Annotated in this window: 8 protein-coding genes and 1 tRNA gene; 3 read left to right on the plus strand and 6 right to left on the minus strand. The window is 60.4% G+C overall.

The genetic code is table 11. The annotated features are described in order from the left end of the window. Positions 1-2: 2 nt before the first annotated feature. Positions 3-332: a YggT family protein gene (locus tag DXK21_RS13650; RefSeq protein WP_114818324.1), complete on the minus strand. Its 330-nt coding sequence runs from the start codon at positions 330-332 to the stop codon at positions 3-5. 121 nt (positions 333-453) lie between these two features. Between DXK21_RS13650 and DXK21_RS13655 the strand changes: the two genes are divergently transcribed. Then, positions 454-529, plus strand: a tRNA-Ala gene (locus DXK21_RS13655). After that, positions 491-2098, plus strand: a complete 1608-nt coding sequence (locus tag DXK21_RS13660) for a DUF6538 domain-containing protein (RefSeq protein WP_114818325.1) — start codon at positions 491-493, stop codon at positions 2096-2098. Before DXK21_RS13655 ends, DXK21_RS13660 begins: the two co-directional genes overlap by 39 nt. A 437-nt stretch (positions 2099-2535) precedes the next feature. On the opposite strand, the gene DXK21_RS17145 is transcribed toward DXK21_RS13660, so the two are convergent. Beyond that, positions 2536-3114 carry a DUF6538 domain-containing protein gene (locus DXK21_RS17145; RefSeq protein WP_407653964.1) on the minus strand — a complete coding sequence of 193 codons (579 nt, stop codon included), beginning with the start codon at positions 3112-3114 and terminating at the stop codon, positions 2536-2538. Positions 3115-3299: 185 nt separating this feature from the next. Between DXK21_RS17145 and DXK21_RS13665 the strand changes: the two genes are divergently transcribed. Continuing rightward, the gene (locus DXK21_RS13665; RefSeq protein ID WP_114818326.1) at positions 3300-3578 is read left to right on the plus strand and encodes a hypothetical protein; all 279 of its coding nucleotides are present in this window, start codon (positions 3300-3302) and stop codon (positions 3576-3578) included. Here the strand turns inward: DXK21_RS13665 and DXK21_RS13670 are convergent. From DXK21_RS13670 to DXK21_RS16585, 4 genes are all read right to left on the minus strand, one after another. After that, positions 3575-4186, minus strand: a complete 612-nt coding sequence (locus DXK21_RS13670; protein WP_211306038.1) for a recombinase family protein — start codon at positions 4184-4186, stop codon at positions 3575-3577. The genes DXK21_RS13665 and DXK21_RS13670 overlap by 4 nt on opposite strands. 86 nt (positions 4187-4272) lie before the next feature. Then, on the minus strand, positions 4273-4926 hold the full coding sequence (locus DXK21_RS13675) for a YoaK family protein (RefSeq protein ID WP_114818328.1): 654 nt from the start codon (positions 4924-4926) through the stop codon (positions 4273-4275). A 65-nt stretch (positions 4927-4991) separates the two neighbouring features. After that, positions 4992-5252: a hypothetical protein gene (locus tag DXK21_RS13680; RefSeq protein WP_162790683.1), complete on the minus strand. Its 261-nt coding sequence runs from the start codon at positions 5250-5252 to the stop codon at positions 4992-4994. A gap of 50 nt (positions 5253-5302) precedes the next feature. Then, on the minus strand, positions 5303-5566 hold the full coding sequence (locus DXK21_RS16585; RefSeq protein ID WP_162790685.1) for a hypothetical protein: 264 nt from the start codon (positions 5564-5566) through the stop codon (positions 5303-5305). Between the last annotated feature and the right edge of the window lie 525 nt (positions 5567-6091).

The following is a 6091-nucleotide window of genomic DNA, read 5'->3' on the forward strand; positions in this document are numbered from 1 at the left end:
GATCAGTAGGCGCCGACCAGACCCAGCGCCGCCACGTGCAGCGGCGGCAGCAGATAGCCCTGCACGCCCTGGATGATCAGCAGGGCCACGATCGGCGTCAGGTCCATGCCGCCCAATGGCGGAATGACCCGGCGCAGCGGCGCCAGAATCGGCGAGGTGAACCGATCCAGAAACTCGGCCACCTGGGCCACGAAGCGGTTGCGGTAGTTGATGACGTCGAAGGCGAACAGCCAGCTCAGGATGGCGTTGGCGATGATGGCGAACAGCAGCAGCTGCAGCAGCGCGCCGATCAGAAAGAAGATGAAGCCGATGACGCCGGCGCCGATGCCCATGAGCGAATTCCTGTGAAACCTGTTCGCTTCTAGCGGCGCGGCCGCCGAACGCCAAGGTTTCGTCCGCGACCCGTTGACACTCCCCCGGCGCCCCGCTTATCTCCGCCCCTGCCTGTCGGTCGGGGCCGTAGCTCAGTTGGTAGAGCGCGTCGTTCGCAATGACGAGGTCAGGGGTTCGACTCCCCTCGGCTCCACCAAATCCTTGTTCCACAAGGGTTTGGACAGGTTCAGGCGAGAATCCTGACATCACGCTGCTACACACGGCTCGTAAGAGACCGTCGAAAAAGCGTTCCCCTTCAGTCAGTTCACCGCCCCAAGGCTGTAGCACCACCTCGCCGCACACACCGTCCAAACGGCCCCTTCAACCGTCTCCTCGGTCACCTGATGCTCGGCGTCGGCAATCGTCTGGCCTGATCGTTCGGGGATCGACCTACTACCTTCGTCTTCGTGTCCCTCGACCGTTGGCCGAGATCATCGGCAAGACGCACGTCATGAAGTCGCTGGGCACGGGATATCGGGCGGATGCTGTCCGCAAAGCTCGGATCGTCGCAGCAGTGTTCGAGCAGCAATGGCGAGACATCGAAGCCCACGACATTCAGCCTGCTATACCGCCCATGCCCGAGCGTCCGAAGCTCGCGCCAAAGCCCCCGGCGTCGCCAACGGACAAAACGCTCCGCCAAGCTTTCGAACTGTTCCGATCCGATCCCTCGAAACAGCGAACACGCAAGACGGACCTCCACTATTTGAACCTGATCGAGTTGGCGGTCGGCCTATGGGGAGAAAAGCGCACGATCCGGTCAATCGACCGGCAAGCGTCACGCGAGCTACTCGACGTGCTCCTTTGGCTACCTTCAAACGCCGAGAAGAAATTCCCGAAGCTCTCTCCGCTCGCGGCTGCGCGGATGGCGAAGGAGAAGGGGCTGGCTGGGCGGCTCTCGCCAGCCTCGGTCAACGGCTACATGTGTAAGTTCCGCGCTGTGATGAACTTCTGCCAGAACGAGGGCTGGATCGAGCGCAATCCAGCCAAGGGGCTTCAGGTCATCGACCGCGTAAGGCGGCGGGATAAACGCCTACCGTTCAGCTTGGAACAGCTACGCCTGATATTCGACGCCCCGATTTACCGAGGCTGCCTTGACGACTGGGCGGGATACTCCACGCCCGGCTACGCGCATCCGCGTCGCGGACGTTTCTGGGTTCCGCTGATTGCCTTGTTCTCGGGGATGCGAATGAACGAGATTTGCCAGCTACACGTCGCAGACATCTACCGACTGGATGGTGTGGACTGCTTCTTCGTCACGGAAGGTCCGTTTGAGGCCGACAACGGGAAACGCCTTAAGACTGCGGCCAGCGAACGGTTCATCCCGGTTCATCCCCAACTGGTCGAGATCGGGTTCTTGTCCTTCGTGGAACAGAGGCGAACGGCTGGCGCGGTGCGCCTTTTTTCCGAACTCCAGAAGTCCAGCACCGGCTACTACAGCGACCCGTTCAGCAAGTGGTTCAGACGCTTCCTTGAGCGCGCTGGCGCAACTCGCGAGAAGACATGCTTCCACTCATTCCGACATTGCTACCGAGACGCTCTGCGCGAGGCCCGCATCGAGCATGAGGTCGCTCTCGCCCTCGGAGGTTGGTCTTCTGGCAACGGAAACGAAGGAGGTGACACTGCCGCCGCCTACGGAAGAGGCTATCGTGCCCAGACGCTATATGAAGCCATGAGCCGGATAGCCTATCCCGAACTCGACCTGTCCCACCTCGTCATACACGGATGACGAAGATGCGTTTGCGGGCAGTCAACGAAACCGCGGCTTCGGTCGTTAGTCGTGTATGTTCCGACGAATTCACCGTCTCCCAGTCGCGTGTGCCGCAATAGTCCTTTTCGGGTGTTCGAAGACGCCTGAAGTGGCCCCGACCCCGGCGGGCTTCCATCGCATCGACGCGGTTGGTCCCTTTTCAGTGGCCATTCCTGATGGACTCACCCGCCTGCCTGTCATTGGCGTGGATACAGAGGTGGACGAGTTCGTAGGGGATGGTCTGCGGCTCGGTCTCTCGCATGGATCGTATGGTTCAGTGCCGCCTCCACAGGTCGGGCTGATCGACTATTCGACCGGTGACCTTGAGGTCGATGGAAGGCCGGGGACGTGGGCCGCCTACCAGCGCAGTCCCGATCAGGTGGCTGACGGCCTTCCGCACGCATGGATCGGCGCGGTTAGAGAACCCCCCCGCAGGGGTGCGGCTCCTGCGGAGCCTGTCGGGCTGACGATCTATCTATCCTGCCGCACGAAGCAGATTTGCGAAATCGGCCCCAAGGTGGCGGCAACGGTGCGGTTTGAGCGATAGCCCGTCGTTTCACGGATGTCGGCGAGACAGCATCCGCCCGATATCCCGTGCCCAGCGACTTCATGACGTGCGTCTTGCCGATGATCTCGGCCAACGGTCGAGGGACACGAAGACGAAGGTAGTAGGTCGATCCCCGAACGATCAGGCCAGACGATTGCCGACGCCGAGCATCAGGTGACCGAGGAGACGGTTGAAGGGGCCGTTTGGACGGTGTGTGCGGCGAGGTGGTGCTACAGCCTTGGGGCGGTGAACTGACTGAAGGGGAACGCTTTTTCGACGGTCTCTTACGAGCCGTGTGTAGCAGCGTGATGTCAGGATTCTCGCCTGAACCTGTCCAAACCCTTGTGGAACAAGGATTTGGTGGAGCCGAGGGGAATTTTTCCTCCCCCTTCTCGACCGACTGGTAGGCCGAGCTATCGGCTGCTGATGGGGCGGCGTCGTCAGCCATGATGATGCTCCGCGACTCAGATGGATGAGCCGCGAAGCTGAGTCCTCTGGCGGTCTGGGGTCAACGTTTCGAACGGACTTCCACGACCGTCTCTGACGTTAGGCGGCGACGCTTTCCTGACGATCTTCCATGGCTATGGTCAGCAGGTCGCGGCAGGGCGCGGTCGAGTGGGGAGAAGGTCAGCGATGTGGAAACTGGATCACGTCGTTTCGGCGTCTGCTGTTGATGTCGAGGAGCGGCGCCTTGCCGAAGTGCTGGCGAGCGCGGGCTACGATGTCGGGAAGCTGACATTGAACGGTCTAGCCCAGCAGGTGTTGGCCGAGCGGGCGAAGGCCACGGTGATGGACATCGGGATCGAGCCGTCGAACTGGCCACACTTTCCGCTGGGCAATGGCGGCGTCGAAGTGCGCTTCCAGTTCAGCCGCGAAGAGGATCAGGTGAACGCGAAGCTGGCATTGGTTTAGGCGGCGACGCTCTCCAGACGGTCTTCTCCAACCGTTTCCGTCGAGCGTTTGATCGCGGTCACCGTCATCGGTGAAGCACAATGGAGGCGGGCGGTGGCGCGGATGCCCAGACCGTCCAGCAACGATTTCCTGATCGCTTCCACACGGTCGTCAGGCATGGGCTTGCGACCGGACTTCTTGGTCGTCCGACGAAGGCCGCTCATGATGCGCTCCCTAATCATGGCGCGTTCGTAGGAGCTAAAGACCGAGAGCATCTGGAACATCATCGCGCCGGAAGGCGTCGAGGTGTCGAGGCCCTGCGTGTGGACATAGAGGTCCACGCCTTTGGCTTGGATGTCGCCGAGGAAATGGATCAGGTCGGGCAGGGACCGTCCGATCCGACAGACCGAAAAACAGGCGATCTGGTCGAAGTCCTTCCGGGCGACACCCTTCAGCAGGTTGTCGAAGCCGGGCCGTTTGTCGCGGCCTTTGGCACCCGAGATGCCTTCATCGACGAAGGTGGCGGCCACCTCCCAGTCCTGACGCTGGGCGACGGCCAGCAGGTCGCGGAGTTGGTTTTCGACGGTCTGGTTTTTATCCGCCGTGCTCACACGACAGTAGATCGCCACGCGCTTGGTCAGGGGTGTTCTCCGATCCGATGTTGGGAGAACAGACTCTCATGAATTGGCAGGGCGTCAACGAGATCGGGGGCGGTCTATGCTGATGCGTGATCGGGGTTAACCCCCAGTCTGTCGGCCAATACGGCGCAGATGGCTGCGGCTATTGCGGCGGCGCCTAAAGCGTCCAGACCGAAATGCCGGTAGGCTATCGTTCCCAGCAGACCTCCGACCAGTAGACCGAGCCAGAGCAGCAGATGGGGAAGCCAACCAAGTCGGTCGCCCCCGAGCAGAGCCGTGGTGATGGCTTTGCCCAGCTTGACCAATGTCCCTGTCATGTAGGTCACGCCGATGCGAACCTCGCCCTCTTCGACGAAGACGGCATTCACCGCACCCATCGCGAAAACCATTCCCACGACAGCGAAGTCCGTGGCCCCGAAGTGAGCGGTGACGGCGGCAAGGCCCAGCAGCACGGCCACAAATATCAGGACCATGGGACGTCGATGGGATTTGGCCAATCGACCGACCACGGCCCCCAACATCACCCCGATGACGAAGAGGCCGACAAGGCCCGCAGCTACTCCTGCTGCTGCCCAGTCGTTCGTCAAGCCTACTCCGATCCGGGTCGTATTTCCGCTCATGAAGGAGACGAAGAACCCGCCCAAGCTGACAAAGCCGATAGCGTCCACATATCCGGCGATGCTGGACAGGCAAGCCGCCAGCAGCCGCACTTGTCGATCATAGCGGGTCATGGACTTCACCTAACATCGACGCCCTCGGAGCGACGCGCGCGACCTTAAACTGAAGGTGGCGTCGTCTAATCCAGCGGGATGATGAACATCTGGCTGTAGCCATGGTGGCCGTCGCTCGTGGGGAAGACGACGAAATCGTCACCCGCCTTTTCAACCGCGTCGCGCACCACATCATTGAAAGCATCGGGCTGGGCAGGATTGGCGATCAGGAAATAGCCGTCCTTGTCCCGCCTAACGTCGTAGGCGGTAGACGCTTCCAACAGCCTGTCGAGAAATCGCCCCATAGGCGAATAGAAACACTGCTCACCGAACGCTTCAAGCTTCACGGGAACGAAATCGCTGGCTCGGGAAGCACTTGGGCGTGGGTTACGCATTTTTACGTAACGCGCATGTCCTCTGCCAGCCCCAGACCGTCGCCGGAAACAGATGATGTCGGACACGAAATATCGATTACGCCCTGACTGGGTTTGCGGGCCGTGAAACACAGCCATTTCCACCCCCGTTTGGGAGAACGGTTGCGGCGGCCTTTTCGGGCGATCTTCCAGCCAATGACATCGTGATCAGGCTGGAGCCTGTTTCCATCGACCATCAAGGCGAGCGCACTGCGCTCACCTGCGTCTGGCACTTTCGCCTTCGTCATGTCCTCGCCGATGGCTCGGACCTGCCGGTCGAAAGAGCGCAGCCGAGTTTTAAGATCAGGTGAGAACCAAATCCCCTCGTTTAGCGACCTTGCTAGGATACCTTATAAGGAAGGCCACTAAAGGAGGGCTTTTGAAGAGAGCCGATTGGTCGTTCGCTCCTCTATCAAAAGCAACACAACACGCGTAGATATAAATGCCGCCGCGACACTTCCTCGACTATAAATAGACCGTGGCGGACAACGCTGGAGGTCATGTTCTAGCGAGATCAGCAGGTCGATCCCGTCCGTCACATCATATTCTGACCTGACGAGACCTTTACGTGAATCATTTTGAACCCCTCTGGGCGAAATATTACGCCCCACACCTGACCAAGACCGAGATCGGCCAACTCCGAAGAGCCAAAGAGGGAAGCCAGTCGATCCTTCTCACTGACATCATCCAGAAGCAGGGCTTCGATGCTGGGCGGCGTTGACGTGCCTCTGAGTTTTCATCCAGCGGCGACCAGAGTCCTTGGGTTAGTTACG

Origin of the sequence: Brevundimonas bullata, assembly GCF_003350205.1 — a bacterium.
Classification (GTDB): Bacteria; Pseudomonadota; Alphaproteobacteria; order Caulobacterales; family Caulobacteraceae; genus Brevundimonas; species Brevundimonas bullata.

What these genes read in the sequence shown, in the direction of transcription:
- DXK21_RS17145 (WP_407653964.1), bottom strand. Translation starts at nt 3,114, where the DNA reads ATGGCTGACGACGCCGCCCCATCAGCAGCCGATAGCTCGGCCTACCAG.
- DXK21_RS13650 (WP_114818324.1), bottom strand. Translation starts at nt 332, where the DNA reads ATGGGCATCGGCGCCGGCGTCATCGGCTTCATCTTCTTTCTGATCGGC.
- DXK21_RS13665 (WP_114818326.1), top strand. Translation starts at nt 3,300, where the DNA reads ATGTGGAAACTGGATCACGTCGTTTCGGCGTCTGCTGTTGATGTCGAG.
- DXK21_RS13660 (WP_114818325.1), top strand. Translation starts at nt 491, where the DNA reads ATGACGAGGTCAGGGGTTCGACTCCCCTCGGCTCCACCAAATCCTTGT.
- DXK21_RS13675 (WP_114818328.1), bottom strand. Translation starts at nt 4,926, where the DNA reads ATGACCCGCTATGATCGACAAGTGCGGCTGCTGGCGGCTTGCCTGTCC.
- DXK21_RS16585 (WP_162790685.1), bottom strand. Translation starts at nt 5,566, where the DNA reads ATGACGAAGGCGAAAGTGCCAGACGCAGGTGAGCGCAGTGCGCTCGCC.